The 26171-nt window shown below is 64.3% G+C and carries 24 protein-coding genes; 12 read left to right on the top strand and 12 right to left on the bottom strand.

Annotated features, from left to right (window positions below):
• The first annotated feature begins 45 nt into the window (after positions 1–45).
• The 9 genes from nusA (at position 46) to FJ430_RS00080 (ending at position 11846) form a co-directional block, all read left to right on the top strand.
• Positions 46–1641 (top strand): transcription termination factor NusA, encoded by a 1596-nt coding sequence (gene nusA, locus FJ430_RS00120; protein ID WP_140645339.1) that lies wholly within the window; start codon positions 46–48, stop codon positions 1639–1641.
• A gap of 38 nt (positions 1642–1679) precedes the next feature.
• Positions 1680–2330 carry an RNA-binding protein gene (locus FJ430_RS00115; protein ID WP_140702755.1) on the top strand — a complete coding sequence of 217 codons (651 nt, stop codon included), beginning with the start codon at positions 1680–1682 and terminating at the stop codon, positions 2328–2330.
• Positions 2327–4906 carry a translation initiation factor IF-2 gene (gene infB / locus FJ430_RS00110; RefSeq protein ID WP_140702757.1) on the top strand — a complete coding sequence of 860 codons (2580 nt, stop codon included), beginning with the start codon at positions 2327–2329 and terminating at the stop codon, positions 4904–4906. The genes FJ430_RS00115 and infB overlap by 4 nt, the downstream gene beginning before the upstream one ends.
• 124 nt (positions 4907–5030) lie before the next feature.
• Positions 5031–5447 carry a 30S ribosome-binding factor RbfA gene (rbfA, locus tag FJ430_RS00105; RefSeq protein WP_140702759.1) on the top strand — a complete coding sequence of 139 codons (417 nt, stop codon included), beginning with the start codon at positions 5031–5033 and terminating at the stop codon, positions 5445–5447.
• Entirely contained in the window at positions 5448–6407 is a 960-nt protein-coding gene (truB, locus tag FJ430_RS00100) for a tRNA pseudouridine(55) synthase TruB (RefSeq protein WP_140702761.1), read from the top strand.
• A gap of 212 nt (positions 6408–6619) precedes the next feature.
• Positions 6620–7714: a magnesium/cobalt transporter CorA gene (corA, locus tag FJ430_RS00095; RefSeq protein ID WP_140702763.1), complete on the top strand. Its 1095-nt coding sequence runs from the start codon at positions 6620–6622 to the stop codon at positions 7712–7714.
• 189 nt (positions 7715–7903) lie between these two features.
• Complete coding sequence (gene rpsO / locus FJ430_RS00090) at positions 7904–8173, top strand: 30S ribosomal protein S15 (RefSeq protein WP_140702765.1); 270 nt, start codon at positions 7904–7906, stop codon at positions 8171–8173.
• A gap of 379 nt (positions 8174–8552) precedes the next feature.
• Entirely contained in the window at positions 8553–10703 is a 2151-nt protein-coding gene (pnp, locus tag FJ430_RS00085) for a polyribonucleotide nucleotidyltransferase (RefSeq protein WP_140702767.1), read from the top strand.
• A gap of 132 nt (positions 10704–10835) precedes the next feature.
• A complete protein-coding gene (locus tag FJ430_RS00080; protein WP_140702769.1) occupies positions 10836–11846 on the top strand; it encodes a class I SAM-dependent methyltransferase in 1011 nt (336 codons plus the stop codon).
• Positions 11847–11912: 66 nt separating this feature from the next.
• Here the strand turns inward: FJ430_RS00080 and FJ430_RS00075 are convergent, their stop codons facing one another.
• The 4 genes from FJ430_RS00075 to fabA all read right to left on the bottom strand — a co-directional run bounded on the left by FJ430_RS00075 (position 11913) and on the right by fabA (position 16264).
• Positions 11913–13466 (bottom strand): putative bifunctional diguanylate cyclase/phosphodiesterase, encoded by a 1554-nt coding sequence (locus FJ430_RS00075; protein ID WP_140645330.1) that lies wholly within the window; start codon positions 13464–13466, stop codon positions 11913–11915.
• 102 nt (positions 13467–13568) lie between these two features.
• Positions 13569–14381: an enoyl-ACP reductase FabI gene (gene fabI / locus FJ430_RS00070; protein WP_140702771.1), complete on the bottom strand. Its 813-nt coding sequence runs from the start codon at positions 14379–14381 to the stop codon at positions 13569–13571.
• 31 nt (positions 14382–14412) lie between these two features.
• On the bottom strand, positions 14413–15633 hold the full coding sequence (gene fabB, locus FJ430_RS00065) for a beta-ketoacyl-ACP synthase I (RefSeq protein WP_140656249.1): 1221 nt from the start codon (positions 15631–15633) through the stop codon (positions 14413–14415).
• Between the two features lie 115 nt (positions 15634–15748).
• Positions 15749–16264: a 3-hydroxyacyl-[acyl-carrier-protein] dehydratase FabA gene (fabA, locus tag FJ430_RS00060; RefSeq protein ID WP_140645328.1), complete on the bottom strand. Its 516-nt coding sequence runs from the start codon at positions 16262–16264 to the stop codon at positions 15749–15751.
• A 246-nt stretch (positions 16265–16510) separates the two neighbouring features.
• Here fabA and irrA point away from each other — a divergent pair, with 246 nt between their 5' ends.
• Both irrA and FJ430_RS00050 read left to right on the top strand, forming a co-directional pair.
• Entirely contained in the window at positions 16511–16942 is a 432-nt protein-coding gene (gene irrA / locus FJ430_RS00055) for an iron response transcriptional regulator IrrA (RefSeq protein WP_140645394.1), read from the top strand.
• 10 nt (positions 16943–16952) lie between these two features.
• Positions 16953–17333 carry a DUF4260 domain-containing protein gene (locus FJ430_RS00050; RefSeq protein ID WP_140702874.1) on the top strand — a complete coding sequence of 127 codons (381 nt, stop codon included), beginning with the start codon at positions 16953–16955 and terminating at the stop codon, positions 17331–17333.
• A gap of 51 nt (positions 17334–17384) precedes the next feature.
• Here FJ430_RS00050 and FJ430_RS00045 read toward each other — a convergent pair whose 3' ends face one another.
• Positions 17385–17942 (bottom strand): SH3 domain-containing protein, encoded by a 558-nt coding sequence (locus FJ430_RS00045; protein ID WP_140702773.1) that lies wholly within the window; start codon positions 17940–17942, stop codon positions 17385–17387.
• A gap of 169 nt (positions 17943–18111) precedes the next feature.
• Here FJ430_RS00045 and FJ430_RS00040 point away from each other — a divergent pair, with 169 nt between their 5' ends.
• Entirely contained in the window at positions 18112–19113 is a 1002-nt protein-coding gene (locus FJ430_RS00040) for a 2-hydroxyacid dehydrogenase (RefSeq protein ID WP_140645325.1), read from the top strand.
• A gap of 6 nt (positions 19114–19119) precedes the next feature.
• On the opposite strand, the gene FJ430_RS00035 is transcribed toward FJ430_RS00040, so the two are convergent.
• From FJ430_RS00035 to dnaA, 7 genes are all read right to left on the bottom strand, one after another.
• A complete protein-coding gene (locus FJ430_RS00035) occupies positions 19120–19530 on the bottom strand; it encodes an aconitase X swivel domain-containing protein (protein ID WP_140702775.1) in 411 nt (136 codons plus the stop codon).
• Positions 19527–20780 (bottom strand): aconitase X, encoded by a 1254-nt coding sequence (locus FJ430_RS00030; protein ID WP_140702777.1) that lies wholly within the window; start codon positions 20778–20780, stop codon positions 19527–19529. The genes FJ430_RS00035 and FJ430_RS00030 overlap by 4 nt, the downstream gene beginning before the upstream one ends.
• Entirely contained in the window at positions 20777–21265 is a 489-nt protein-coding gene (locus FJ430_RS00025; RefSeq protein WP_140702779.1) for a GNAT family N-acetyltransferase, read from the bottom strand. Before FJ430_RS00025 ends, FJ430_RS00030 begins: the two co-directional genes overlap by 4 nt.
• Before the next feature lie 2 nt (positions 21266–21267).
• Positions 21268–22023 (bottom strand): molybdopterin-synthase adenylyltransferase MoeB, encoded by a 756-nt coding sequence (locus tag FJ430_RS00020; protein ID WP_140702780.1) that lies wholly within the window; start codon positions 22021–22023, stop codon positions 21268–21270.
• Between the two features lie 94 nt (positions 22024–22117).
• Positions 22118–23278: a DNA replication/repair protein RecF gene (gene recF / locus FJ430_RS00015; protein WP_140702782.1), complete on the bottom strand. Its 1161-nt coding sequence runs from the start codon at positions 23276–23278 to the stop codon at positions 22118–22120.
• Between the two features lie 25 nt (positions 23279–23303).
• Positions 23304–24422 carry a DNA polymerase III subunit beta gene (gene dnaN / locus FJ430_RS00010; RefSeq protein ID WP_140645319.1) on the bottom strand — a complete coding sequence of 373 codons (1119 nt, stop codon included), beginning with the start codon at positions 24420–24422 and terminating at the stop codon, positions 23304–23306.
• Between the two features lie 201 nt (positions 24423–24623).
• Positions 24624–26099, bottom strand: a complete 1476-nt coding sequence (gene dnaA / locus FJ430_RS00005) for a chromosomal replication initiator protein DnaA (RefSeq protein WP_413467818.1) — start codon at positions 26097–26099, stop codon at positions 24624–24626.
• Positions 26100–26171: the final 72 nt, after the last annotated feature.

The following is a 26171-nucleotide window of genomic DNA, read 5'->3' as shown; positions in this document are numbered from 1 at the left end:
TGAGTAGCCGGGCTGCATGCCCGGCGCGAAATCGGGAGAAAGACAATGGTTGTAAGCGCCAACAGGCTTGAACTGCTGCAGATCGCCGATGCGGTCGCGCGTGAAAAGTCGATCGACAAGCAGATCGTCATCGCCGCCATGGCCGATGCGATCCAGAAGGCGGCGCGCTCTCGTTACGGCCAGGAGACCAACATCCGCGCCGACATCAACCCGAACACCGGCGAGATGAAGCTGCAGCGACTGATGGAGGTGGTCGAGGCGGTCGAGGACTACGCGACGCAGATCGCGCTTTCCACGGCCCGCGAGCGCAATCCCGATGCCCAGGTCGGCGACTTCATCGCCGAGCAGCTGCCGCCGATGGATTTCGGCCGCATAGCCGCCCAGTCGGCCAAGCAGGTCATCGTGCAGAAGGTGCGTGAGGCCGAGCGCGATCGCCAGTATGACGAATACAAGGATCGCATCGGCGAGATCGTCAACGGCACCGTCAAGCGCGTCGAGTACGGCAATGTCATCGTCGATCTCGGCCGGGGCGAGGCGATCATCCGCCGCGACGAGCTGATCCCGCGCGAGAACTACAAATATGGCGACCGCGTGCGCGCCTATGTCTATGACGTGCGCCGCGAGCAGCGCGGGCCGCAGATCTTCCTGTCGCGCACGCATCCGCAGTTCATGGCCAAGCTCTTCACCATGGAAGTGCCGGAAATCTACGACGGCATCATCGAGATCAAGTCGGTCGCCCGCGATCCGGGCTCGCGCGCCAAAATCGCCGTCATCTCGCGCGACAGCTCGATCGATCCGGTCGGCGCCTGCGTCGGTATGCGCGGCAGCCGCGTCCAGGCGGTGGTCGGCGAATTGCAGGGCGAGAAGATCGACATCATTCCGTGGTCGCCATCGGCCGCGTCCTTCATCGTCAACGCGCTGCAGCCGGCCGAGGTCGCCAAGGTGGTGCTCGACGAGGATGCCGAGCGCATCGAGGTGGTGGTGCCGGACGATCAATTGTCGCTGGCCATCGGCCGTCGCGGCCAGAACGTGCGGCTTGCCTCGCAACTGACCGGCTGGGATATCGACATCCTGACCGAGCAGGAAGAGAGCGAGCGTCGCCAGAAGGAATTCGTCGAGCGTTCCGCACTCTTCATGGAAGCTCTCGACGTCGACGAGATGGTCGGCCAGGTGCTCGCCTCCGAAGGTTTCACCAGCGTCGAGGAAGTCGCTTATGTCGACTCGGGCGAAATCGCCTCGATCGACGGCTTCGACGAGGACACCGCTTCGGAAATCCAGACCCGCGCCCGCGAATATCTGGAGAAGATCGAGGCCGAGCACGACGAAAAGCGCAAGGCGCTGGGCGTCCAGGACGAGTTGCGCGAGATCCCCGGCGTGACCACCGCCATGATGGTGACGCTCGGCGAGGACGGCGTGAAGACGATCGAGGACTTCGCCGGCTATGCCGCCGACGACCTGACCGGCTGGAAAGAGCGCAAGGACGGCGAGACCAAGGTCTATCCGGGCGTGCTCGCCAGCCACGGCGTCTCGCGCGCCGATGCCGAGCAGATGGTGCTCGCCGCCCGCAAGCAGGCCGGCTGGATCACCGAAGACGAGCTTGCAGCCGAACAAGTCGCGGCTGACGAAGCCGTTGGTGCGTGAGGTGAACCCGCATCGCACACAACCCGCCCCAGGACGAGATGAACGATCGCACTTGCATCGTTACGCGCAGGCAGGCCGAACCGGATGAACTGATCCGTTTCGTCGTCGGCCCGGATTCGGCCGTCGTTCCGGATATCAAGAGAAACCTGCCCGGCCGTGGTTGTTGGGTGAGCGCTGACCGCCTACATATCGAGAAGGCAGCGGCGAAGAACCTGTTTGCCCGCGCCTTCAAGGCGCAGGTGATCGTGCCGACCGATCTTGGCGGCATGGTTGACGGGCTGCTCTCCAGATCCGCTCTGGGTATGCTTGGCCTTGCCCGCAAGGCTGGCGCCGTCGTTCTTGGCGCCGCCAAGGTCGAGGGTGCGGTGCGCGACGGCCAAGCGCTTCTGGTGCTGCATGCGACCGAGGCTTCGGACGACGGTGTCCGCAAGATCAGTCAGGCACGGCGGGCAACCGTCCATCTCGGCGGCCCGGCCATCCTTGCCTACAAACTTTTCCCTGAAGCCGAGTTGAGCTTGGCATTGGGGGGTACAAATGTGATACATGCTGCCGTCCTCGCGCAGGACGCGGGACAGGCGGTTGAGAAGCGCGTTGTTGCGCTCGACCGATATCGGGGCGGTACCCCGAACGATCTGGCAATGCTTGCGGCCGTTGCTGACGAAGATGATGCCGCAGAGGATATGGAATGAACGATACGAAATCGGGCGACGACAAGACGTTGAGCGTTACGCCGAAGAAGACCTTGACGCTGAAGCGCCCCGGCCTCGAGCAGGGCACCGTGCGCCAGAATTTCTCGCATGGCCGCACCAAGTCGGTCGTGGTCGAGACCAAGAAGCGCAAGTTCTCGCTGCCCGGCGACAAGCCGGAGCCGGTGGCCGCGTCCGTCTTCACGCCGAAGCCCGCCCCTGCCCCTGTTGCCGCCGCCCCTGTCGTGCAGGAAGCACCGAAGGCGCCGCCTCCGCCGCCGGAGCGTTCCGGCATGGTTCTGAACGAACTCTCGCGCGGCGAGATGGAAGCGCGTCGCAAGGCGCTGGAAGGTTCCAAGGTCCGCGAGGCCGAGGATCGCCAGCGCGCTCAGGAAGATGCCAAGCGCCGCACCGAGGAAGAAGAACGCCGCAAGCGCGAGCGTGACGAATCCGCGCGCCGTCAGGCCGAGGAGGAAGCACGCCTGCAGACTGAGGCCGAGGCCCGCCGGCGCGCCGAGGAAGAGGCTCGCCGCCGTGCGCCGCTGGCGGCGGATGTCGTCACGGCTGACGACGAGGAAGAGGCCAAGCCGAGGCGTACCGGCGCCGGCGCCGGGGCGAGTGCGCCGCCGCGCCGTCTTGCGACGCCGGAAGTGGCGCGGCCGGCCAAGCCGACCAAGGGCGAGGAAGATCGCCGCCGTGGCAAGCTGACGCTGAACTCGGCGCTGTCGGATGACGACGCGCGCGCCCGCTCGCTGTCGTCGATGCGTCGCCGCCAGGAAAAATTCAAACGCGCGATGCATAACGAGCCGCGCGAGAAAGTCATGCGCGAAGTGATCCTGCCCGAAACCATTACCATCCAGGAATTGGCGCAGCGCATGTCCGAGCGCGCCGTGGACGTGGTCAAGTTCTTCATGAAGCAGGGCCAGATCCTCAAGCCGGGCGACGTCATCGACGCCGACACGGCCGAGCTGGTCGCGTCCGAATTCGGCCACACGGTCCGCCGCGTCGCCGAGTCCGACATCGAGGAAGGCCTGTTCAACATCGCCGACCGCCCGGAAGACCTTGTGTCGCGTCCGCCGGTCGTGACCATCATGGGCCATGTCGACCACGGCAAGACCTCGCTGCTCGACGCCATCCGCAACGCCAACGTCGTCTCCGGCGAGGCCGGCGGCATCACCCAGCATATCGGTGCCTACCAGATCGAGAAGAACGGTCAGAAGATCACCTTCATCGACACGCCCGGCCACGCCGCCTTTACAGCGATGCGCGCCCGCGGCGCGCAGGTCACCGACATCGCCGTGCTGGTGGTGGCGGCCGACGACAGCGTGATGCCGCAGACGATCGAATCGATCAATCACGCCAAGGCGGCCGGTGTGCCGATCATCGTGGCGATCAACAAGATCGACAAGCATGACGCCGACCCGCAGAAGGTGCGGACCGAACTGCTGCGTCACGAAGTGTTCGTGGAATCGATGGGCGGCGAGGTGTTGGACGTGGAGGTTTCGGCGACCAAGGGCACCAATCTCGATAAGCTGCTGGAAGCGATCCTGCTCCAGGCCGAAGTGCTCGACCTCAAGGCCAATCCGGACCGCACCGCCGAAGGCGCGGTCATCGAGGCGCAGCTGGACAAGGGACGCGGGCCTGTCGCCACCGTGCTGGTGCAGACCGGCACGCTGATGCCGGGCGACATCATCGTCGCCGGCAACGAGTGGGGCCGTGTGCGCGCGCTCGTCAACGATCGCGGCGAGCACGTTCCGGAAGCGCCGCCGGCAATGCCGGTCGAGGTGCTTGGCCTCCAGGGCACGCCGCAGGCGGGCGACCGCTTCGCCGTCGTCAACAACGAGGCGCGCGCCCGTGAGATCACCGAATACCGCCAGCGCCTGGCGCGCGACAAGGCGGTGGCCAGGCATGCCGGCCAGCGCGGCTCGCTCGAGCAGATGATGTCGCAGCTGCAGACGAGCGGATTGAAGGAATTCCCGCTGGTCATCAAGGGCGACGTGCAGGGTTCGATCGAGGCGATCAATGCCGCACTTGAAAAGCTCGGCAATGACGAGGTGCGCGCGCGCATCGTCCATGCCGGTGCCGGCGGCATCACCGAAAGCGACGTCTCGCTCGCCGAGACGTCCGGAGCGGCGATCATCGGCTTCAACGTCCGCGCCAATGCGCAGGCGCGTGCTGCCGCGGTCGCGGCCGGCATCGAGATCCGCTACTACTCGATCATCTACAACCTCGTCGATGACGTGAAGGCAGCGCTTTCCGGTATGCTTTCGCCGGAGCGGCGCGAGACCTTCATCGGCAATGCCGAGATCCTCGAGATCTTCGACATCTCCAAGGTCGGCAAGATCGCCGGCTGCCGTGTCACCGAAGGCAAGGTCGAGCGTGGCGCGGGTGTTCGCCTGATCCGCGACAACGTCGTGATCCACGAAGGCACGCTGAAGACGCTGAAGCGCTTCAAGGACGAGGTTTCGGAAGTGCCGGGCGGCCAGGAGTGCGGCATGGCCTTCCAGAACTACGAGGACATGCGTGTCGGCGACGTCATCGAGTGCTTCCGCATCGAGATGGTAACCAGAACGCTCTAATTCAGGTATACTTGCCGAATAATAAGGGGCGGCGGCCGAAAGGCTGCCGCCCAGACCCCTTGTGCATGTTGAGACATGTGGCGCGGTCCCATCCCGCGCCTCACGATTTCAGGACCAGAGAAAAATGCCCCGTTCGACACCGTCAGGCCCCTCCCAGCGCATGCTGCGCGTCGGCGAGCAGGTGCGCCATGCCCTTTCCGAGACCTTGCAGCGCGGTGAAATCATCGATCCGGTGATCGAGAGCAGCGTCGTCTCGGTCTCCGAGGTGCGCATGTCGCCCGATCTCAAGATCGCCACCGCCTTCGTCTCGCCGCTTGGCGCGGGCGACGACGGCGCCGTGATCGAGGCGCTCAACAGGCACGCGAAGTTCATCCGCGGCCGTGTCTCCGGCTCGCTCAGGCAGATGAAGTACATGCCGGAGTTTCGTTTCAGGCTCGACACTTCCTTCGACAATTTCGCGAAGATCAATGAGCTGCTGAAATCGCCCGAAGTGGCGCGCGATCTCGGTGACGGCAAGAACAACGACAAGGACGAGGAATAGGTGGCGCGTCGCGGCAAGAAGAAGGGGCGGCCGGTCTCCGGCTGGGTGGTGCTGGACAAGCCGGTCGGCATGGGTTCGACCGAAGCGGTCTCCAAGATCAAATGGCTGTTCCAGGCCGAGAAGGCCGGCCATGCCGGCACGCTCGATCCGCTGGCCTCCGGCATGCTGCCGATCGCCCTGGGCGAGGCGACCAAGACCGTTCCTTACGTGCAGGACGGCGCCAAGGTCTACCGCTTCACCGTCGCTTGGGGGCAGGAGCGCTCGACCGACGACCTCGAAGGCCCGGTGACCAACAGTTCCGACCGTCGGCCGGACGAGGCGGAGGTGAGGGCGCTGCTGCCGAAATACACCGGCGTCATCATGCAGACACCGCCGCAATTCTCGGCCATCAAGATCGCCGGCGAACGCGCCTATGACCTTGCCCGTGAAGGCGAGACGGTCGACATCCCGGCGCGCGAGATCGAGATCGGCCGCCTCGACATCGTCGAGCATGATGCCGGCAAGACCGTCTTCGAGGTCGAGTGCGGCAAGGGCACCTATGTGCGCTCGCTGGCCCGCGACATGGGCCGCGACCTCGGCTGCTTCGGCCATATCGCCGAATTGCGCCGCGTCGAGGTCGAGCCGTTCACGCCGGATGATTTCGTCACGGTCGCCGAGCTGGAAGCGGCCCGCTTTGGCGAAAGGAATGACGACAAATCGGACGAAATGGACGTCCCGATCGATTTCAGCGCTATCGATGCGCTGCTTGTCGAAACGGCGGTGGCGCTCGACTGCCTGCCGCAGGTCGCGGTCAGCGACGATGCGGCGACGAAGATCCGCCTCGGCAATCCCGTCATCATTCGCGGCCGCGACGCACCGGTCGAGGCCGAGGAGGCCTGCGCCACAGCGCGCGGCAAGCTCGTCGCCATCGGCGCCATCGAGCAGGGCATGTTCAAGCCCAAGCGGGTCTTTGTCGGGTGAATCCGGTCTAAAGCGCGACGCGCTGAAACGGATTCAGGCGACGCGCTTTAAGTCTTTGTTTTGATGCATGTCGTTGTCCCAGAACCGCTGCGCACTTCTGGGCGACATGCACTAAGTGTTTGTTATTTACGCAATTCCGGACAGAAAACCGCTGCGCAGTTTTCCTGGAATTGCTCTAATCTCGGCCGAATGCTGAGTCCCGAGGATATCTCATGGCCAAGGCTGATGAAGGCAAGAAGCGGGCATCGCTGAAAACCCGCCGGCCACCGGTCGGGGCGTCGCCCGGCACGCTTATCGCCGATCCGGCGGCGCGGCGCAGCGAGCTTCGGCTGACGCTGATCTCGCCGGAAAAGTACAAAACCATCGACAATGCCTCGATCGACGATCTCAACGCCCATTGCGGGAAATGGCCCGTCGTCTGGCTGGATTGCACCGGACTTGCCAATATCCCGCTGATCGAGGAGATCGGCCGCATCTTCAATTTGCACCCGCTGGCGCTGGAAGATGTCGTCAACACCGGACAGCGGCCCAAGGTGGATTTCTTCGAGGACCACGCCTTCGTCGTCATGCGCATGATCGACGATGTCACCTCGCATCGTTACGAGCAGATGTCGCTGTTCTTCGGCGGGAATTTCGTCGTCACCTTCCAGGAGCGCGAGGGCGACCCGTTCGATCCGGTGCGCAAGCGCATTGCGGGCGCGATGCCCAACCGCCTGCGCTCGCGCGGCGCCGACTATCTCGCCTATGCGCTGATCGATGCTATCGTCGACAGCTATTTTCCTCCGATAGAGGCGGCGAGCGAAGCGGTCGACGGCATCGAGGACGAGATGCTGAACAAGCCGCACAAGCACCAGATGCAGCAGCTGCATGAACTCAGGCGCGACGCCAACGTGCTCAAAGGAGTGCTGTGGCCGATGCGCGATGCGCTGGCGACGCTGATCCGCAACGACGTGGCCTTCGTGAAGGCGGAGACCAAGATATTCTTCAACGACACGCTCGACCATTCGCTGCGGCTGATCGAACTGGTCGAGAACCAGCGCGACATGCTCACCGGCCTGATCGAGATGCATGTGTCGCTGACCCAGGCCCGCACCAACGACGTCATCTCCTATCTGACGATCGTCTCGGTGATCTTCATGCCGCTGACCTTCCTGGTCGGCGTCTGGGGAATGAATTTCGATCCGGAAAGCTCGCCCTGGAACATGCCGGAACTGAAAACCTATTACGGTTATCCGGCGGCAATTCTGTTCATGGCGCTTGTCGCTGCCGGACTGATCTTCTTCTTCAAATGGAAGAAGTGGCTATAGCCGCTGAACCCTTTGTTTTCATGGAAAGACCTGCGACAAGCCGGCTTGATATTTGGGCTGGTGTTTTTTCCGGAATTGCACTATATGCGCCGCAGCTTCGCGCCCTGACGCGTCGCTTGCACTGGCCCCTGCTGGACGACATCCCGGCTGTGGGCGTCCCGTTTCCTCCAACAGATAAGGAAAAGCACGATGTCGATTACTGCCGACCGCAAGAACGAATTGATGACCGAATTCGCAACCACCAAGGGCGACACCGGATCTCCGGAAGTCCAGGTTGCCATTCTTTCCGAGCGCATCAAGAACCTGACCGAGCACTTCAAGGACCACAAGAAGGATAACCATTCCCGCCGTGGCCTGCTTGCTCTGGTCTCCCAGCGCCGCAGCCTGCTTGACTACCTCAAGCGCAAGGATGACGCGCGCTATCAGACGCTGATCGACAAGCTCGGTCTCCGTCGCTGACGAATTGACCGGCGGGCCCTCCTCGGAGGGCTCGCCGGTCGCGCATTGGCGCATCGGTCGATCCGGTGCGATAATGCCGGAGCGCGACGCGCTCTTGAAATTCGCATTCGCGCAGGGCGCGTTCCGGAAACAGCGGTTTCCGGCGTCATGCGCAAGCCGGCCGATCGGTCGGCCAAACACGGTTCCGGACGCGCAGAGGGCCATTCGGAACCGCCCCATGGACGGTCATGGGGCAGGATTGCAGGATGCTCGCTCGGCTTATGAGCCGAACCTACGAGCCTCCCGTTGTCTTGCCCGTGGCTGCCCGAAGGAAGCCAGGAAAGGGAGAACCCGTGACCGTTAGGACGGCGCGGCCCTTTCCGCACATGAAGGACAAGACATGTTCAATCAACACAAAGTGGAAATCGAATGGGGCGGCCGTCCGCTCATCCTGGAAACCGGCAAGATCGCACGCCAGGCTGACGGCGCGGTGCTCGCCACCTATGGCGAGACGGTCGTTCTCGCCACCGTCGTTTCGATGAAGGAGCCGAAGCCCGGCCTCGATTTCTTCCCGCTTACCGTCAACTACCAGGAAAAGACCTATGCCGCCGGCAAGATCCCGGGCGGCTACTTCAAGCGTGAGGGCCGTCCGAGCGAAAAGGAAACGCTGGTTTCCCGCCTGATCGACCGTCCGATCCGCCCGCTTTTCGCCGACGGCTACAAGAACGACACCCAGATCGTCGTCACCGTCGTCCAGCATGATCTCGAGAACGATCCGGACATCCTGTCGATCGTCGCCACCTCCGCCGCGCTGACGCTTTCCGGCGTGCCCTTCATGGGCCCGATCGGCGGCGCCCGCGTCGGCTACATCAACGGCGAATATGTGCTCAACCCGCATATCGACGAAATGCAGGAATCCAAGCTCGACCTCGTCGTTGCCGGCACCGGCGACGCTGTGCTTATGGTCGAATCCGAGGCCAAGGAACTCTCCGAGGACCTGATGCTCGGCGCCGTCGTGTTCGGCCACAAGGGCTTCCAGCCTGTGATCGACGCGATCATCAAGCTGGCCGAGGTCGCCGCCAAGGAGCCGCGCGACTTCACCGCGCCGGATCATTCCGCGCTCGAAGCCGAGATGCTGAAGATCGTCGGCGACGAGCTTCGCGAAGCCTACAAGATCACCGACAAGCAGAAGCGCTATGCCGCCGTCGACGGCGTCAAGGCGAAGGTCAAGGCCGCGTTTGCGCCGGCCGAAGGCGAAGAGGCCAAACACACCTCAGAGCAGATCGGCTCGGTGTTCAAGGAGCTTCAGGCCAAGGTCGTCCGCTGGAACATCCTCGACACCGGCTCGCGCATTGACGGCCGTGATCTCAAGACCGTTCGCAAGATCGTTTCGGAAGTCGGCGTCCTGGCGCGCACCCATGGTTCGGCGCTGTTCACGCGCGGCGAGACCCAGGCGCTGGTCGTTGCCACGCTCGGCACCGGCGAGGACGAGCAGTATGTCGATTCGCTGACCGGCATGTACAAGGAGAAGTTCCTCCTTCACTACAACTTCCCGCCCTATTCCGTCGGCGAGACCGGCCGCATGGGTTCGCCGGGCCGCCGCGAAATCGGCCACGGCAAGCTCGCCTGGCGCGCCATCCGCCCGATGCTGCCGAGCGCGGACCAGTTCCCCTACACGCTGCGCGTCGTTTCGGAGATCACCGAGTCCAACGGCTCGTCCTCGATGGCGACCGTGTGCGGCACCTCGCTGGCTCTGATGGATGCCGGCGTGCCGCTGGCAAAGCCGGTCGCCGGCATCGCCATGGGCCTGATCAAGGAAGGCGAGCGCTTTGCCGTGCTCTCCGACATCCTGGGCGATGAGGACCACCTCGGCGACATGGACTTCAAGGTCGCCGGCACCGCCAATGGCGTCACCTCGCTGCAGATGGACATCAAGATCGATGGCATCACCGAGGAGATCATGGGCATCGCCCTGGCCCAGGCCAAGGATGGCCGCCTGCATATCCTCGGCGAGATGGCGCATGCGCTGTCCGGCGCCCGCGCCGAGCTCGGCGAATTCGCGCCGCGCATCGAGGTCATGCATATCCCGACCGACAAGATCCGCGACGTCATCGGCTCCGGCGGCAAGGTGATCCGCGAGATCGTCGAGAAGACCGGCGCCAAGATCAACATCGAGGACGACGGCACGGTCAAGATCGCTTCGGCGAACGCCAAGGAGATCGAGGCGGCGAAGAAGTGGATCCACACCATTGTCGCCGAGCCGGAAGTCGGCGAGATCTACGAAGGCACCGTCGTCAAGACGGCCGACTTCGGCGCGTTCGTCAACTTCTTCGGCCCGCGCGACGGCCTCGTCCACATCTCGCAGCTCGCCAATGAGCGCGTCGCCAAGACCTCCGACGTCGTCAAGGAAGGCGACAAGGTCTGGGTCAAGCTGATGGGCTTCGACGAGCGCGGCAAGGTCCGCCTGTCGATGAAGGTCGTCGACCAGGCGACCGGCAAGGAAATCGTCCAGGAAAAGAAGAAGTCGGACGGCGAGGAAGACGCCGCCTGATCGGTTTGGCTGGATAGTTTGAGACGGGCGCGCCGCAAGGTCGCGCCCGTTTTTATTTCAGGGCAATTCCACGTAAAGCGGGAACCGGTTTTCCGTCCGGAATTGCGTCGAAGAGTCCTACGGAGCAGGTGAATGGCCGCGGAGCCGCTGAAGACGCTGTTCTACCCGTTCGAGGCCGAGGCGCTGCCTCTGCCGCGAAAGGATGCCCGCGTCCTGTTTCTCGGCGCCGAGCCCGGCTTTCGCTTGCCCGCCGGCTTCGAGGCGGCGCTGCATCTCGTGCAAGGCTTTCGGCCACATTTTCGAACGCTGCACGCGTCTGGCTATCCGGTCACGCCGCGCGCCGAGGGTACCGGCTTCGAGCTGGCGCTGGTGCTTGCGGGCCGTCATCGTGGGCAAAATGAGTTGCGCATCGCCGACGCCATCGAACGCACCGTGCCGGGCGGGCTGATCGCGGTCGCGGGTGGCAAGGAGGACGGCATTGACAGCCTGCGCAAGCGGATCAACGCGCTGGCGTCGCTGGAAGGCCATCTGCCGAAGCACCACGGCGTCGCTTTCTGGTTCAGGCGAACCGGTACGGAGGCGGCCGCGACGCTGCGCGCCGGCAACCCCGATCTTGTCGTCGACGGCGGCTTCAAGACCAAGCCTGGCATGTTCTCTTTCGACCGTGTCGATGCGGGATCGAAATTGCTGGCCGCGCACCTGCCTGGCGATCTCAAGGGCAATGTCGCCGATTTCTGCGCCGGCTGGGGTTATTTGGCGGCCGAGGTGACAGAACGTTCGCCTGGCATCTCTGGTCTGGATCTCTATGAGGCGGACTTCGAGGCCCTGGAGGCTGCCAGGCTCAATGTTCATGCGGCAGCGGTCGAGCCCCGTTTCTTCTGGACCGATCTGCTCACCGAGACGGTCGAGCGGCGCTACGACGCGATCGTCATGAACCCGCCCTTCCACAGTGGGCGTGCGGCTGAATCCGGCATCGGCGCCGGCATGATCCGCGCCGCGTCGAAAGCCTTGAGGCCGGGCGGGCGCCTGTTCATGGTCGCCAACCGCCAGCTTCCTTACGAGCAGGTGCTTTCGGCGGCCTTTGCCAGCCATGCCGAGATTGCCCGCGACGGGATGTTCAAGGTGTTTTCGGCGCGCCGCTGAAGCAATTCCAGGGAAAGTGTGGAGCGGTTTTCCGTCCGGAATTGCGTCAGGAAAAGAGCTAGGTGCTTATTGCACGCTGACGATGCGGGCGGGTTCGTGCGTGCCGAAGGCGGGCCGCGCTTCGCCAAGCTCGACCTTGAGCGGCGCCGGCCGGCCGAACAGATAGCCCTGCACGACCTCGCAGCCGGCCGCTCGGAGCAGGGTGGCCTGGTTCTCGGTCTCCACGCCTTCTGCGATGATGCCGACGCCCAGCGCCCGCGACAGGCCGACAATGGTCGACACGATCGCGCCGGAGCTGGAGTCGGTGTCGATGCGGCTGACGAACGAGCGGTCGATCTTCAGCTTGCCGAAGGAGAAATCGATCAGGTAGCTCAAATTGGAATAGCCGGTGCCGAAATCGTCGACGGCCACGGAGATGCCCATCTCGGCAAGCTGCTCCAGGATCGCCGCGGCGCGGTCGCGGTCCTGCATCATCGCGGTCTCGGTGACCTCGAGCTCCAGCCGCGACGGCTTGATGCCGGTCGATTCCATCACTTCCCGCACGATGCCGACGAAATCCCTGGTCATGAACTGGGCCGGCGAGATGTTGACGGCGACGAAGCAGTCCTCCGGCAGGTAGCGGGCGTCGCTGCAGGCCTTGCGCAGCACCCACTCGCCGATCGGATTGATCATGCCGGTTTCCTCGGCGATCGGAATGAATTCCATCGGCGGGATCATGCCGCGCTCCGGATGCTTCCAGCGGATCAGCGCCTCATAGCCGACGATGCGGCCGCTCGGCAGGTTGAGCTGCGGCTGATAGTGAAGGCTGAAGTCGCCGCGGTCGAAGGCGGTCTTCAACTCCGACTCGATCCACTGCCGGTAGTCCGCCACCCGGCCCATGTCGGCGTGGAAGACAGACCAGTTGCCGACGCCGCTGGCGCGCGCGTTCTGCAGCGCCAGGTTCGAGCGGCGCAGGATGAGCACTGGGTCGACGCCGTCCTTCGGCATCGCCACGATGCCGACCGACAGGCTGACCGACTGCAGATGGCTCTGCAGCTGGTAGGGCTCCATCATCTCGTTGATGAGCTTCTCGATGAGCCGCTCGATCGAACCCCTGATGTCGCGATCCGGCAGCAGCACGCCGAATTCGCCGGCGCCGAGGCGCCCGATCACCGCGTTCTTCGGCATGTTGTCCTTCAGCCTGCTGGTGAAGGCGCGGATCAGTTCGTCACCCTGGCTGTAGCCGATGGCGTCATTGATCTGCTTGAAGCGGTCGATATCGATGTCGATGAGGAACACCGGCTCGCCTGTTCGGATCGTCCCGGAGGCGGCCTCGGCTATCTTGCCGACCATGGCCTGGCGCGACAAAAGGCCGGTCAGCTTGTCGAAATGGGTTTCCTTGAAGACATAGGCCGCCGATTCATCGACGCCCGCGAAGAACGACAGCGCGGCACCGCCGGCGGCCAAAGCGCAGAGCGCGGCGATGACGCCGGCCATCGTTTCGGCCGGCATGCCGGCCATGCCGTCGCCGAAGCCGAACCGCAGGCCCCATAGTCCAAGGATGAAACTGCCCATGCCCGAACTGGCGATGGTGATCAGCCGGAACAGCGGAGTCCGTTTCGGATTGCTGACTGCAGGCATGCATTGTCCCTAGATTAGGGGACCTTATAGCGGATATCTCCTTAAAATGAGTTTCCGCCAATGCATCCAATTTTACTGGAACGCTACTGTCGCGACTGCAAACTATTCGCGCGTGCCGTCGTTCTGCTTCAGTTCCTCCAGTGCCGGCATCGAAACGATGTGATAGCCGGAATCGACATAGTGGATTTCACCGGTGACGCCCGACGACAGGTCGGAGAGCAGGTAGAGCGCCGAGCCGCCGACTTCGTCGATGGTCACGGTGCGCCGCAAAGGCGAGTTGCGCTGCTGGTAGGAGAACATGTGGCGGGCATCGGACACGCCAGAGCCGGCCAGCGTCCGCACTGGCCCGGCCGAGATGCCGTTCACCCTGATACCGCGTGGGCCGTAGTCGTTGGCAAGGTAGCGCACGCTGGCTTCCAGCCCGGCCTTGGCGACGCCCATGACATTGTAGTTCGGCATCACCCTGACCGAGCCGGCATAGGTGAGCGTGATCATCGAGCCGCCATTGCTCATCAGCGCGGCGGCGTTGCGGGCGATCTCGGTGAAGGAATAGCAGGAGATCACCATTGTGCGCACGAAATTGTCGCGGCTGGTGTCGGCGTAAAGGCCCTTCAGCTCGTTCTTGTCGGAAAAACCGATGGCGTGCACCACGAAATCCAGCCCGCCCCAGGCCTTGCCGAGGGTCTCGAAGGTCGCGGTGACCGAGGCGCTGTCCTCGACATCGCAAGGCACGATCAGCGAAGCCCCTACCTTCTCGGCGAGCGGCTTGACCCGCCGCCCGAAGGCGTCGCCCTGGTAGGTGAAAGCGAGTTCCGCCCCGTGTTCCGACAGCTTCTTGGCGATGCCCCAGGCAATCGAATGGTCGTTGGCGACACCCATGACAAGCCCGCGCTTGCCCTTCATCAACCCTTCCATGCCTTGGCAATCCTTATGAAAAACGCTGGTCTTACGCGGAATAGCGCTGGAAAATCAACGTTGCGTTGGTGCCGCCGAAACCGAATGAGTTGGACAGGACGGTGTCGATCCTCGCGTCGTCGATACGCTTGCGCACGATCGGCATGCCCTCGAATTCCGGATCGAGCTCCTCGATATGGGCGCTCTCGCCGATGAAACCGCCCTGCATCATCAGGATCGAATAGATCGATTCCTGCACGCCGGCCGCCCCCAGCGAATGGCCGGTGAGCGACTTGGTCGAGGTGATGTAAGGCATCTTGTCGCCGAACACCTCGCGAATGGCGCCCATTTCCTTGGAATCGCCGACCGGCGTCGAGGTGCCGTGGGTGTTGATGTAGTCGACCGGCGAAGACACCGTGGCAAGCGCCTGGCGCATGCAGCGCATGGCGCCTTCCCCCGAAGGGGCAACCATGTCGTAGCCGTCGGAAGTCGCGCCATAGCCGACGATCTCGGCGTAGATCTTGGCACCGCGCGCCCTGGCATGTTCCAGCTCTTCCAGCACCAGCACGCCGGCGCCGCCGGCAATGACGAAGCCGTCGCGGTTGACGTCATAGGCGCGGGAAGCGGTCGATGCGTTGTCGTTGAACTTCGACGACATGGCGCCCATGGCGTCGAACAGGTCCGACATGGTCCAATCGAGATCCTCATGGCCGCCGGCGAACATCACGTCCTGCTTGCCCCACTGTATCAGCTCATACGCATTGCCGATGCAGTGCGCCGAGGTCGAGCAGGCCGACGAGATCGAATAGTTGACGCCGTGGATCTTGAACCATGTGGCCAGGGTGGCCGACGCCGTCGACGACATGGCCTTCGGCACGGCGAACGGGCCGATGCGCTTGGGGCTGTTGTTCTTGAGCGTGGTTTCGGCCGCTTCGACGATGGTGCGGGTCGACGGCCCGCCGGAACCCATCACGATGCCGGTCCGCTCATTCGTGACGTCGCCTTCGCTTAAGCCGGCATCAGCGATCGCCTGGTCCATGGCGACGTGGTTCCAGGCAGCGCCTTGGCTCAGGAAGCGCATGGCGCGGCGGTCGATCATCGGAGTGGGATCGAGCGTCGGCGCGCCCCAGACCTGGCAGCGGAAGCCGTGTTCGGCGAAGGAATTGGAAAAGCTGATGCCTGATTTGGCATCGTAAAGCGAGCTCTGCACCTCGTTGGCATTGTTGCCGATCGACGACACAATGCCGAGCCCTGTCACTACGACCCGTCTCATTCGCAACTCCTTCCCGCGTATTCGGGCGAAAGACCTAGCCGGTTTTCCCCTTGATCATACGCAAATAAACTGACGTGGCGTCCATTGGCTATGCGGGCGCCGTGGCGGAAAACGGTCAGGCGGCCGACTGCTTGGACAGGCCGACCTTCAGATCCGTAGCCGCATATATGGGTTCGCCATCCGCCTTGAGCCAGCCATCGGCTATGCCAAGCACCAAACGGCCGCGCATCACGCGCTTGAAGTCGATGCCGTATTCGACCTTCTTCACCGATGGCGTCACCATGCCCTTGAACTTCACCTCGCCGGTCGACAGCGCCATGCCCTTGCCGGGTTCGCCCAGCCAGCCGAGATAGAAACCGGTCAGCTGCCACATGGCGTCGAGGCCGAGGCAGCCCGGCATGATCGGGTTGCCGATGAAGTGGCAGGCGAAGAACCATAGGTCCGGCTTGATATCGAATTCGGCGCGGATGAAGCCCTTGTCGAAAGCGCCGCCGGTCTCGCTGATCTCGGTGATGCGGTCGAACATCAGCATTGGTGGGTAGGGCAGCTGGGCATTGCCCGGCCCGAACAGGTCGCCGCGGGCGCAGGCGAGCAGTTCCTCGTAATCGTAGCTGGACTTTTGACCCGCCATCAAATTTCTGTCCCCGTGTTCTTCGCGGGCGGCAGGGCGCCCTTGTCGTTGGTTTCCTAACACACTCTGTTTGCGGCCGGAAACCGGCGTTTGCGCTTAACCCGTGCGCCTGCCCGGGTCAATGCGCGCTATTGATCGCATTCGGACTACAGAATATATGTCGGCTGATGTCCGGTTTTGGCTTTTGACGTCTTTTTGCCATGCTGGACCTGTTGATGGGCTGGGCAACAAAGCTTCGACGTGAAGATGGATTCGGGCTATCGGAAGGAAAATGTCGCTGTGGACAAGCGGGTTCGCGAAGCCGGCCTGAGGCCGACGCGTCAGCGCATTGCGCTGGCCGACCTGCTGTTTGCCAAGGGCGACCGCCACCTTTCCGCCGAGGAACTGCACGAAGAGGCGATTGCCGCCGGCGTGCCGGTTTCGCTGGCGACGGTGTACAACGCGCTCCACCAATTCACCCAGGCCGGCCTGTTGCGCATCCTGGCGGTCGAAGGCTCGAAAACCTATTTCGACACCAACACCTCTGACCATCATCACTTCTACGTCGAGGGCGAGAACCGGATTTTCGACATCGAGAGCGGACCGGTCACCGTCTCCAACCTGCCGGCGCCGCCGGAAGGCATGGAGATCGCCAATGTCGACATCGTGGTGAGACTGCGTCCCAAACGCTGCGATTGATCCCGTGGCGATGCGGCCCGTCGACCTGATTGTCCGGTTTGAATGGGTCGCCGTCGCCGCGTTGGCTATCGTTTGCTACGCAATGTCCGGCTTTTCCTGGTGGCTGTTTGCGCTGCTCATCCTTGCGCCGGACCTGTCGATGCTGGGCTACCTCGCCGGGCCAAGCGTCGGCGCCGTCATCTACAACGCCTTGCATATCCTGATTGCCCCGCTCGTGCTTCTGCTTTTGGGCGCGTTGCTCGCCGGCCCGATCACAACCGCCGTGGCGCTCATCTGGATCGCGCACATCGCCATCGACCGTGCCCTCGGCTACGGCCTCAAGCTGCCTACCGGTTTTCAGGATACGCATCTCGGCCGCATCGGGCGCGAGCGCCCTGGCGCGGCCCAATAGGGGAGTGCCGAGATTCAGGTCAGGCCGGCATCACCTGAATCTCGGCACGCCCTAGTTCTTGACCTTCTCGCCCGGATAAGCGCCCCACACCTGCGACTGGGCCATCCAGCCGGTATGGCCGTCAAAGGTCATCTCGCACCATTGGCCGTCGCATTTCTTGATCGAGCCGATCACGCCCGGCTCGATGATGGCGACGACACCGGCGTCCTTGTCGGGCTCGTTGAGCAGGTTGATTCGCCCGCCCTTGCCGCGCTGCCAGGGCGCGACGATGGCGGTGCGGCGGCCCGAGAGCAGCGACTGGTTGATCCAGCCTTCCGAACCGTCGGCATCGCGCACGCGGCGCCATGTGTCGAACTCCTGGATGACTTCCATCGGCAGGCCGGCCTTCAGATACATCCAGTTGACGGAATAATTGGCGCCGGGGCCGACGCGTGAGTTGACCCGAGCCGGCTTCAGGCTGACGAAGCGCGGCAGCGGCAGGCCGCTTGGGCCGAGCGTTATGGTCTGCGCGGGAGCGGCGGCACTCTGGGCGAACGCCTGCGGCGCGCAAAGCAGGACGCCAAGAACGGCTGCGCTGAAGGCCAGGCGAAGCGACGCGAAACCAGACACTTTCGTTCCTTTCGGCGCCGGCCCGTCGGGACGGGCGCCCCTTTTTCTTTGTCTTCGGCGGCACCGCTTGTTACAGGAGTGGGCTGGTGCCGCGATTGGCTGCAAGTTTCGCCGGTCTTGGTTAAAGAGGTCTCAACGAGATCGGTTTCGAGGAAGCTTCGGGGATAAAATGGCAGGCAAAAAACGGCCCCTCGTCGTCATCACGCGCAAGCTGCCCGACCCGGTCGAAACGCGCATGCGCGAGCTGTTCGACGCGCGCCTGAATGTCGAGGACCGGCCGATGACGCAGCCGGAGCTGGTCGCGGCGGTCAAGGAAGCCGATGTGCTGGTCCCTACCATCACCGACCATATCGATGCCGCGCTGATCGCCCAGGCCGGCGAAAACCTCAAGCTGATCGCGAATTTCGGCAATGGCGTCGACAAGATCGACGTCGCGGCGGCGGCCAAGAAAGGCATCACCGTCACCAACACGCCGAACGTGCTGACCGAAGACACCGCCGACATGACCATGGCCCTGATGCTCGCCGTGCCGCGCAGGCTGGCCGAGGGCGCCAACGTGCTGACGGGCGAGAAGAAATGGGCCGGCTGGTCGCCGACCTGGATGCTCGGCCGGCGCATCTGGGGCAAACGTCTCGGCATCGTCGGCATGGGCCGCATCGGTACGGCCGTCGCCAGGCGCGCCAAGGCCTTCGGCCTCTCGATCCACTACCACAACCGGCACCGCGTGCTGCCGGCGGTCGAGGAGGAACTGGAGGCGACCTACTGGGAAAGCCTCGACCAGATGCTGGCCCGCATGGACATCATCTCCGTCAACTGCCCGTCGACGCCGGCGACGTTCCACTTGCTGTCGGGTCGTCGCCTCGCGCTGATGCAGCCTTCGGCCTACCTCGTCAACACCGCGCGCGGCGATATCATCGACGAGGAATCGCTGGTCAAGCTCATCCATGACGGCAAGATCGCCGGCGCCGGCCTCGACGTCTACGAGCACGAGCCGGCGCTCAACACCAAGCTGATGAAGCTTGCCGCCAAGGGCAAGGTGGTGCTTTTGCCGCACATGGGCTCGGCCACGCTCGAGGGCCGCATCGACATGGGCGAGAAGGTGATCATCAACATCCGCGCCTTCTTCGACGGCCACCGTCCGCCGGATCGTGTCCTGCCGCTGAGGACCTGAAAAGGTTTAAACGGCGGTCACTGCGCCGTCCGAAGCGACCGTGAGGGTGGCTCCGCGGTAGCTGTCGAACGCGCCGCGTTCGAGCCGCACCGCCATCGGCGTTGCCCAGCCCATTTCCCGGGCGACGATCAGGCCGAGCAGCAGGATGGCGTCCGGCTCGTGCAGCACCAGGGCGGCCGGCGCGCGGCCGTTGTGGACGAGCTCCATCAGCACCGCCGAAGCGGATGACGAGCCGATCGTGCCCGGCAGGAACAGCACCCGGCCGGCAATGACTTCGCCATGCTGCGGGTGGCGGACATCGGCGATGCGGCCTGTCTTCGGATCGACGCCGCCCCAGAAGCTGATCGGCGCCGTCAGCACCAGCGCGTCGCCTTCGCCCGCCTTGCCCGGTACGAGGATTTCGGCTGCTGTGCTCATGCGGCGATCTCCGTGAAGACCGGCTTGCCCAGGACCGCGCTTTCGACGCAGTCGGCAAGCGAGGCGTAGAGCACCGCGTAGCCGGTGTTGCCCGGCGCGTAATGCGCGAACTTGCCCGAATTGGTCATCAAAACGCCGTTGCCGAGCTCCGGCATGATCGGCGTCACCACCACGCAGGTGTCGGCGACGATGACGACGCCGCTGGCTTCGAGCTGCTTCCGCCGGCCGTTCTGCTCCAGCAGGACAAGCGCATGGCGGCCGGTGCAGGCATAGATCGGCACGGCAAGCTTGCGTCCTGCGATCAGCCGTTCCAGGCTGTCGAACTCGGCGTGCGACAGATGCGGGCTGCCGATCGCAACCGCGTCGATGGTTTTTGGCGCTGCCGCGGTCGACAGGCCGGCGCGCGCCTTCGCCACCATGTCGGGCGTCACGCGGATCACCGCTTCCGGCTCCTGCCCGGCCAGGATGGTTTCGACGTCGGGTGCCTCGGGCGTCACGCCGGCAATGTGGAACAGGCCGACCGCGCCGGACGACGCGGCCGCCGCGCCGAAGGCCTTCAACGCGTCCTCGCCGGGATGACCGGTCACGCCTCTGACGACACCGATCGTATTGCCCACCTCGCGGCCATAGAGGCTGCCCAACACCGGCCATGCGATCTCCGAAGCGAGGAAGGATGGCGACAGGCTCGAGACATCGAAGACAAGCCGCGCCCGGCGGTTATCAGGCCGGTGCAGGCCATAGTCCGGCGCGCGGCCGACAATCGCGCAGGCGATATCCAGAAAGTCGCCGTAGCGGTTGGTGCGCGCGCCCAGCACCGAGTTGCAGAAGACGACCGCGTTGGACTCACCCCAGGCGACGTCGCTGCCGAGCGCGGGCCTGTGTCCGGCCTGGTAGGGGGCGCAGGTCCAGCTCTGCTCGCAGCCGAGCTTGCGATAGGCCTCCATCATCCGCCGCGCCATGCCGCGCCGCGGCTCTTCGAGGCGGATGCGCGAGCAACCCATCAGGTCGAGCGCCCCGACATTGAGCGTCGAGCGTACCGCGACCTTCGCGCCGCCTTCGACCAGCCGCTCGGCGAACAAGGTCCCGGAATCGCCGTGGTAAAGCGCTCCGTCGATATGGGTGGAAGCGATCGGGATGAGCCGCGGCGCGCCGAGCAGGCGAGCACTTTCGGCGACGATGCGCATCGCAATTGCCGCGCCATCCTGGCCGGCGGCGATCGCCTGTTCTTGCGGGCTAAGTGCGAGGCTCAAGACAGCACCTTGCGCATGGTGACGGACGTTGGCCTGTCATAGCCCGCATGCGCCGTGCGCGCGGTCTCGTGAAAGCCGAGCCGGGCGAAGGCCGCATGGTTTGCGGTCAGTTCGATACGGGTCTGAAGCTCGATCTCGTCCTTGCCGCGTTTGTGGGCAAGATCCTCGACCGCCCGCATCAGCCGGGTTCCGATGCCTTGGCCCTGAAGCCGTGGCTCGACGGCGAGCTTGCCGACATAGAAATCTTGCGACCGTTCCAGCGCGAAGACGCAGCCGACGATGCGGCCGTTCTCGACGGCCAGAAACCCCGTCTCCCGCTTCGCCTTCTCGCCAAGCGCCTTGGCGGTCAAAAGATACGCCGATGACGGCGGGTCGATGACGCCGTCCATATAGGCAAATGCGCGCCGGATCAGCGCGAGCAAGTCGCCCCATTGGTCGAAATCCGCGGCAAGGCGAATTATGGAGATGCCGACGATCTGGTCCATGCTTACACGGCCTTGTAGCGGATGGTGTCGAAGCGGGCCGTGAGGCCGTCATAGAGCAGCAGCCGGCCGATGAGCGGCTCGCCTATGCCGGTGATCAGCTTGATCGCCTCCATCGCCTCCAGCGTGCCGATGACGCCCGTCAGCGCGCCGACGATGCCGGCGACGGCGCAGGACGGCACCAGCCCTTCGGGCGGCGCTTCCGGGAACAGGTCGCGATAGCTCGGATTGCGCTTGCCGTCGGCGCCGGCCTCGAACGGCTTCAGCACCGTCACCGAGCCGTCGAAGCGGCCGACGGCCGCGGTGACGAGGGGCTTCTTCTCGCCGGCGCAGGCATCGGCGACCGCGTAGCGCGTTTCGAAATTGTCGGAGCCGTCGACGACGACATCGTAGTGGGCGACGAGGGCAGGGGCATTCTCCTCCGTCAGCCTCAGGCGATGCGATTCCACCGTGACGTTGGGGTTGATGCGCATGATCGCTTCCCGCGCGCTGTCGGTCTTGGCCATGCCGACCGTGTCGCTTCCATGGATCACCTGCCGTTGCAGGTTGGACAAGGAGACCGTGTCGTCATCGACGATGCCGAGCGTGCCGACACCGGCGGCGGCAAGATATTCGAGCACCGGCGCGCCGAGCCCGCCGGCGCCGATCACCAGCACCCGGGCCCGTTTCAGCTTCTGCTGGCCGGGGCCGCCGATCTCGGGCAGCACGATGTGGCGGGCGTAGCGTTCGAGCTCTTCGTCGGTCAGCGCGGCATTGGTCATGGCTAGACCTTATAGCCGGCGCAGAGCCTTGTCATGTACGGGCAAGGCGAAGCCTTGTCCCGCAGCGCAAGCCGAAGCCGGGTTCTTCAACAGATCACCCGGTCACGCCGACGCTGCCGTGATCGACCGTCAGGAACTGCGCTCTGCCCTCAAGGCTGGAAAACAGAGCGGCATCCGTGCCTGTCATGAAGGCCTGGCAATTCAACTCCTCGAGGATGGAGAACAGCGCCGCGCGCCGGCCCGCGTCGAGATGCGCGGCGATCTCGTCCAGGAGAAGGATTGGCGTCAAGCCCGACATCTCGCCGGTCAGCCTGGCATGCGACAGCACGATGCCGACCAGCAGCGCCTTCTGCTCGCCGGTCGAACAGAGCTCCGCCGGCATCGACTTCGGCCGATGCCGGACCACGAGATCGGAACGATGCGGGCCGTCCAGCGTGCGGCCGGCGGCGCGGTCGCGCTCGCGGCCATTGGCAAGCGCGCGGCGGAAGTGCTCCTCGACATCGACGGCCGGCGCGACGGCGACCTCGCTCTCCAGATCACCGGCAAGGCTGATGTCGGCCTGTGGAAACGGCCCGCCGCCAGGCAACCTGTCGATCATGGCGGCAAGCAGACGCACCAGCTCGGCCCGCGCCGCGGCGATCGCCACCCCCGTCTCGGCCATCTGCGTCTCGATCGCGTCGAACCAGGCGCTGTCGCGGGAGCCTTCGGTAAGCAAGCGGTTACGGCTGCGCATGGCTTTCTCATAGTCGAGCGCGCGCTGGCCGTGGCCGGGGTCGATCGCCAGCACCAGCCGGTCGAGGAAGCGGCGGCGGTCCGCCGCCGGTCCAGGGAACAGCCCGTCCATCGCCGGTGTCAGCCACACGACCCGCAGCCATTCCAGCATATCCTCGGCCGATCGCGCCGGCGCGCCGTTGATCCGCACCTTCCTGCCGCCTTCACCGGCGGCGTCGCCGCCGGAAATTCCGGTGCCGATCTCCACCTGTCCCTCGGGTCCCTCGATGCGAGCATGCAAGGCGAAGCCGCCGTCGCCGCCTTCGCGCGCCACATCGCCATAGGGCGCGCGGCGCAGGCCACGGCCCGGCGTCAGGAACGAGATCGCTTCCAGGAGATTGGTCTTGCCGGCGCCATTGTCGCCCGACAGCACCACCGCGCCGGGCGCAAGTTCAAGCGAGAGCGCCGCGTAGTTACGGAAATTTGTAAGTGTTAGCTTACTTAAATGGCTCTGTTGCCGAAGCTGTTTCGCATCCGCGGTCACGACGACATATATGTCCGTGCCGAACCTAGACCCGCATCGGCATCAGCACGTAGAGCGCCGTTTCGTCGGCCATGTCGTGGATCAGCGTCGGCGAACCGGCATCGGCCAGCATGAACTTGGCTTCCGAGCCGGTGAGCTGGGCCGCGACGTCGAGCAGGTATTTGGCGTTGAAGCCGATCTCGATCGGGTCCGACGAATAGTCGGCCGCCAGTTCCTCGGTGGCGCTGCCCGAATCCGGATTGTTGACCGCGAGCGTTACCTGGCCCTCATTGATCGAAAGCTTCACCGCCCGGCCGCGTTCGGAGGAAATGGTCGAAACGCGGTCTACCGCCGCGGCGAAGCTCTGCCGGTCGATGATCAGCTTCTTGTCGTTGCCGGTCGGAATGACGCGCTGATAGTCGGGGAAGGTGCCGTCGATCAGCTTCGAGGTCAAAACGACGCTGCCGATGGTGAAGCGGATCTTGGTGTCCGACAGCTCCGTGGTCACAGCCACGTCGGGGTCGTCGACCAGCTTCTGCAGCTCGCTCACCGTCTTGCGCGGAATGATGATGCCGGGCATGCCTTCGGAGCCTGCCGGCGCGTCGATCTCGGCCCGCGCCAGGCGATGCCCGTCGGTCGCCACCGAGCGCAGTTTCAATTTGCCGCCCACCTCATGCGTGTGCAGGAAGATGCCGTTGAGATAATAGCGTGTCTCTTCGGTGGAGATGGCGAATTGGGTCTTGTCGATCAGGCCCTTGAGCGCCGCCGATTCCAGCCGGAAGATATGCGAGAATGAACCGGCCGAAAGCTCCGGGAAATCGGATTGCGGCAGGCACTGCAGACGGAAGCTCGAACGACCGGAGGTGACGGTCATCGCGTTGCCGTCCTCGTCCGTCTTCAGCATCACCTCGGCGCCGTCGGAAAGCTTGCGCACGATGTCGTAGAGCAGATGCGCCGGCACCGTCGTTGCGCCGCCGCGCTCGACCTTGGCGGGCGTCGCTTCCGTCACCTCAAGGTCGAGGTCGGTGGCCTTCATCTCGAGGCTGGCGCCCTCGGCGCTGAGCAGCACGTTGGACAGGATCGGTATGGTGTTGCGCCGCTCGACCACGCGGTGGACGTGGTTGAGGGACTTCAAGAGATTTGACCGTTCCAGGATAACACGCATGACGAAACAGGCTCGCTTCAATGAATGAACGGGTCACCGGCAGGCGGTATCCCGCGAAAGCCCTGAAAGGCTTTCAGAATCTGTGTAAGCTGACAGTAAAAAGCCTGCGAACGCAAGCCCGCGGCACCGGTTCCGGCCGGTAGCGCGGGCTTTCTGGGGATAAAGCCGGCGAAGCGCGTCGCCGATTATTTCTGCGCCCCTTCAGGCCTGGTCGTTGATCAGCCTTCTGAGCAGTTCGAGTTCCTGCGCCAACGTGTTGTCCCCGCCCGAAAGGTCCTCGATCTTGCGCACGGCATGCAGCACGGTCGTGTGGTCGCGGCCCCCGAAGCGGCGCCCGATCTCCGGCAATGAACGCGGCGTCATCACTTTCGACAGATACATCGCCACCTGCCTCGGCTTGACGATGGTGCGCGTGCGCCGGTTGGACAGAAGCTCCGTCTTCGACACGTTGTAGTGGCGCGCCACGATGCGCTGGATGTCCTCGATGCGCACCCGCTTCGGCTCGCCGGAGCGGTAGATGTGGCCGAGGATCTCGTCGATGCGGTCGATGGTGATCTGCGGCTCGAAGGACTGGCGGAACAGAAGCTGGTTGAAGGCGCCTTCGAGCTCGCGCCCGCTGCCGGTCACCGTGCGCGCGACATGCTCCAGGATCTCGTCCGAGATGTCGAGCGAGGTGTCGTCGGTCTTGGTGGTGGCGCGGCGCAGTTTCAGCATGCCGAGCCGCATCGCGAAATCCGGCGCCGACATTTCCAGCGCCACGCCGCCATTGAGGCGCGAACGCACGCGCGGCTCCAGCGATTCCAGTTCCGAGGGCGGCCGGTCGGCCGCGACCACCACCTGCTTGGCGCTGTCGAGCAGCATGTTGATGAGGTGGCAGAACTCGTGCTGGATCGACTTGCCCTGCAGGAACTGCATGTCGTCGATAATCAAGAGATCGATGTCGCGCAGTTGCTCCTTCAGAGTCAGCGCGTTGTTGTCGCGGATCGCGGTGGCGAAGCGCCACATGAAATATTCCGCCGTCAGATAGACGACGCGCGACTTCGGGTTGTGCCGTAGCGATTCAGCGGCGATCGCTTGCAGGAGGTGCGTCTTGCCGAGCCCGACGGTCGCATGCAGGAAAAGCGGGTTGAAGCGCACCGCGCTCGACTGCGATTCCGCCACCGCTCTGGCCGCGGCGAAGGCCACCCTGTTCGACGGCCCTTCGATGAAGGAGGCGAATGTGTAACGCGGGTCAAGCGGCGATCCCAGCACATTGTGGCGGAACTCCGGTTCCGCGGACGCGCCCTGGCGGGGCGCCGGCGCCCGTTGTTCCACGCGCCCGGCGCTCGCTGTGCCGTTGGCGAGCGCGGTATGCGTTTGCTTGGTCATCTTGCGCGCCGGCGCGATTTCCGGCTCGACAGGGTTGCGCCCCTGCCGCGTCGCGGTGCGCACGACGATCTCGATCTTGAGGATGTCCGGATCCTCATGCCGCCACAGCTCCGCGATAAGCTCGAGATAATGGCCGTTGATCCAGGACCTCAGGAAGGCCGTAGGCACCGAGATGCGGATAATGCCGCGGGAGGCCTCGGCGACCTTCATGCGACCGAACCAGCTCGAATAGACCTCGGCCCCAAGACGCGCCTTCAGCTGGGTCTTGACCCGTTCGAACTTCTGTTCCGCGTCGCTGGATGCCGCCACGTCGCCCCCTCCGACAAAAGTTGCTGGAAATGGAAGCTCGCCCGCTAGCTCCCTCTCGATGCCGCTTTGCAT

The sequence above is a fragment of the Mesorhizobium sp. B2-8-5 genome, from assembly GCF_006440675.2.
GTDB lineage: Bacteria > Pseudomonadota > Alphaproteobacteria > Rhizobiales > Rhizobiaceae > Mesorhizobium.
The sequence above is the reverse complement of the archived record's forward strand: the minus strand, read 5'-3'. Positions and strand labels throughout refer to the sequence as shown.

What these genes read in the sequence shown, in the direction of transcription:
- nusA (WP_140645339.1), top strand. Translation starts at nt 46, where the DNA reads ATGGTTGTAAGCGCCAACAGGCTTGAACTGCTGCAGATCGCCGATGCG.
- FJ430_RS00115 (WP_140702755.1), top strand. Translation starts at nt 1,680, where the DNA reads ATGAACGATCGCACTTGCATCGTTACGCGCAGGCAGGCCGAACCGGAT.
- infB (WP_140702757.1), top strand. Translation starts at nt 2,327, where the DNA reads ATGAACGATACGAAATCGGGCGACGACAAGACGTTGAGCGTTACGCCG.
- rbfA (WP_140702759.1), top strand. Translation starts at nt 5,031, where the DNA reads ATGCCCCGTTCGACACCGTCAGGCCCCTCCCAGCGCATGCTGCGCGTC.
- corA (WP_140702763.1), top strand. Translation starts at nt 6,620, where the DNA reads ATGGCCAAGGCTGATGAAGGCAAGAAGCGGGCATCGCTGAAAACCCGC.
- rpsO (WP_140702765.1), top strand. Translation starts at nt 7,904, where the DNA reads ATGTCGATTACTGCCGACCGCAAGAACGAATTGATGACCGAATTCGCA.
- pnp (WP_140702767.1), top strand. Translation starts at nt 8,553, where the DNA reads ATGTTCAATCAACACAAAGTGGAAATCGAATGGGGCGGCCGTCCGCTC.
- FJ430_RS00080 (WP_140702769.1), top strand. Translation starts at nt 10,836, where the DNA reads ATGGCCGCGGAGCCGCTGAAGACGCTGTTCTACCCGTTCGAGGCCGAG.
- FJ430_RS00075 (WP_140645330.1), bottom strand. Translation starts at nt 13,466, where the DNA reads ATGCCTGCAGTCAGCAATCCGAAACGGACTCCGCTGTTCCGGCTGATC.
- fabI (WP_140702771.1), bottom strand. Translation starts at nt 14,381, where the DNA reads ATGGAAGGGTTGATGAAGGGCAAGCGCGGGCTTGTCATGGGTGTCGCC.
- fabB (WP_140656249.1), bottom strand. Translation starts at nt 15,633, where the DNA reads ATGAGACGGGTCGTAGTGACAGGGCTCGGCATTGTGTCGTCGATCGGC.
- fabA (WP_140645328.1), bottom strand. Translation starts at nt 16,264, where the DNA reads ATGGCGGGTCAAAAGTCCAGCTACGATTACGAGGAACTGCTCGCCTGC.
- irrA (WP_140645394.1), top strand. Translation starts at nt 16,511, where the DNA reads ATGGATTCGGGCTATCGGAAGGAAAATGTCGCTGTGGACAAGCGGGTT.
- FJ430_RS00050 (WP_140702874.1), top strand. Translation starts at nt 16,953, where the DNA reads ATGCGGCCCGTCGACCTGATTGTCCGGTTTGAATGGGTCGCCGTCGCC.
- FJ430_RS00040 (WP_140645325.1), top strand. Translation starts at nt 18,112, where the DNA reads ATGGCAGGCAAAAAACGGCCCCTCGTCGTCATCACGCGCAAGCTGCCC.
- FJ430_RS00035 (WP_140702775.1), bottom strand. Translation starts at nt 19,530, where the DNA reads ATGAGCACAGCAGCCGAAATCCTCGTACCGGGCAAGGCGGGCGAAGGC.
- FJ430_RS00025 (WP_140702779.1), bottom strand. Translation starts at nt 21,265, where the DNA reads ATGGACCAGATCGTCGGCATCTCCATAATTCGCCTTGCCGCGGATTTC.
- FJ430_RS00020 (WP_140702780.1), bottom strand. Translation starts at nt 22,023, where the DNA reads ATGACCAATGCCGCGCTGACCGACGAAGAGCTCGAACGCTACGCCCGC.
- dnaN (WP_140645319.1), bottom strand. Translation starts at nt 24,422, where the DNA reads ATGCGTGTTATCCTGGAACGGTCAAATCTCTTGAAGTCCCTCAACCAC.